Here is a 1,221-nt window from a genome sequence, read left to right as displayed (position 1 = left end):
CCCCAGCAGCTTGTACGACAATGGTGTGGTAAGCCCCAACCCCGTCTGGGGTATCCTCAGCCAACGACCGAATCGTGACAGCCCCCAATCCGACGATAGCCACCCCGTTTCGGGCAATGTTAACGGTCTCCGTATAGACCCCGGGACACACGAGCACAAGGTAGGGGGCCGTCCAGGAGGCTCCTACCGGGATGGCGTCAAGGGCAGCCTGGATGGTCGTGTAGGCTGCCCCCGCCCCTGCTTTACCAACGATAAGGACGTTCTGGACATTCCGCAAGCCAGCTAGCCGAGAGAGGGTGACGCCCCCCGTGATCAAGGCATCCAAGAACTCCAGAGAACCATCGGTGGCTTTACGGATCCGTCGAGTCCCGGCGGCTCCAGGTTCGATATCAAGTTGGTCAGCGAGGATAGGGTTTTGTGCCATCAAAGTGCTCGCAGTTCTAAGACAAAAGAGGCCTCTTCACCCAACCCCCCGGATACCGCAAATTTCAATCCACGTGCCCCAAGCTTTGATACCTGCAACATCACCGGGGAAAAGGTGGAGTCTTTATTCTCGTCAGGATTATGAAGCACGTAATTGTCTGGGATACGCCGCACGGACTCTCCTGTCCACCATTGCCCTCCCATCCCAACCTCAACATGTATCCCATCCCGCCCTGCTGGGTAGACCAATAAATCCACATTACCCTTTGACACCGTGAAAGAGACGTTCGCGCTCTTCAACAAAGAGGCGAGATGCCTCCTGGTTTCTGGATATTCACGGATGACATGAAGAAGGGTTTGATGGAATTTCGACATTACCAATCTATCCGTGACACCGTGAGATGTAACCCGTCACTCTTCCTATTATACTGATCAACCTTACGCTCGGCTTCCCTCTTCGCCTCTCGTACATCGGGGGCCACTACAGCTATTGACCCAGAAACAAGCGCAGTCCACGTCTTAAGAGGTCGCCCAAACTCAGAACTACGTTGACCATTAGCCCTCACGTAGGGCGCCAAATGTTCCCGGGTTTCCGGATACGTTGCCATGACGTGCCGTAGTGTTTGACGAAAAGTTTCCACGGACGATCTCCCTATACCATCTTCACTTCAAGAAAGAATGTTCCTCCCGTACCAAATCCACCACCTACAGCAAAACGCATCTTATGCCCCGTCTTGTCAACATGAATCGTGACCGGCTGATAACCACTGTCCACTGATTCCTTGGGGTGCTTGAACA

At 53.8% G+C, this 1,221-nt stretch carries 1 protein-coding gene and 1 pseudogene; both read right to left on the bottom strand.

Features of this window, described 5'->3' with window-relative positions; genetic code table 11:
* Positions 1 to 424 (bottom strand): annotated as a pseudogene (locus HWQ67_RS19125) (hypothetical protein); the annotation flags it as partial.
* A complete protein-coding gene (locus HWQ67_RS19120; RefSeq protein WP_218254286.1) occupies positions 424 to 726 on the bottom strand; it encodes a hypothetical protein in 303 nt (100 codons plus the stop codon). The gene HWQ67_RS19120 and the pseudogene HWQ67_RS19125, both read right to left, overlap by 1 nt.
* Positions 727 to 1,221 lie beyond the last annotated feature (495 nt).

It is taken from the genome of Candidatus Magnetobacterium casense (genome assembly GCF_019173545.1).
GTDB classification, from domain to species: Bacteria; Nitrospirota; Thermodesulfovibrionia; order Thermodesulfovibrionales; family Magnetobacteriaceae; genus Magnetobacterium; species Magnetobacterium cryptolimnobacter.
The sequence above is the reverse complement of the archived record's forward strand: the minus strand, read 5'-3'. Positions and strand labels throughout refer to the sequence as shown.